Raw genomic sequence first — 763 nt, forward strand, 5'->3', positions numbered from 1 at the left:
ATATAAATCAGTGTTATAGTACGAATTAAATAATACATATCTAATAAGTAAGTAGACACATGGCTGGTCATTTCAATTCTATTTCAGGCTCTAAGCGAAGCCTTCATGTGCAAGTTGCACGTGAAATCGCTCGTGGTATTTTGTCGGGCAATTTGCCTCAAGGTTCTATTATCCCTGGTGAAATGGCTCTGTGTGAGCAATTTGGTATCAGTAGAACAGCATTAAGAGAAGCGGTTAAGCTTCTTACTTCAAAAGGTCTATTAGAATCTCGCCCTAAGATTGGTACTCGTGTTGTTGACCGCGCGTTCTGGAACTTCTTAGATCCACAATTGATCGAATGGATGGACGGTTTAGCTGACACCGACCAATTCTGCCATCAGTTTTTAGGCTTGCGCCGTGCCATCGAACCTGAAGCTTGTGCGTTGGCCGCTAAATTTGCGACTGCAGATCAACGAATTGAATTATCAGAAATTTTCCAAAAAATGGTGGAGATATCTAGCGAAGAGATTCTTGATAAAGAGCGTTGGCTAGATATTGATATGAAGTTCCATAGCCTAATCTTCAACGCAACAGGGAACGACTTTTACCTACCATTCGGCAATATCTTAACGACGATGTTTGTTAACTTTATTTCTCACTCTTCTGAAGAGGGAAGTACCTGCATTGAAGAACACCGCCAAATTTATGAAGCAATCATGGCGGGGAACAGTGATAAAGCGCGTCAAGCGTCAGCGAGTCACTTGCTAGAAACGAACCACAGGTT

General features: G+C 41.9%; 1 protein-coding gene. It reads left to right on the plus strand.

Features of this window, described 5'->3' with window-relative positions; all coding sequences use genetic code 11:
- Nucleotides 1–59 precede the first annotated feature (59 nt).
- On the plus strand, nt 60–763 hold a 704-nt coding region (locus AB4653_RS26165; protein WP_372105682.1), incomplete at its 3' end, for a FadR/GntR family transcriptional regulator.

The sequence above is a fragment of the Vibrio sp. 10N.222.48.A3 genome (assembly GCF_041475345.1).
GTDB classification, from domain to species: domain Bacteria; phylum Pseudomonadota; class Gammaproteobacteria; order Enterobacterales; family Vibrionaceae; genus Vibrio; species Vibrio tasmaniensis_A.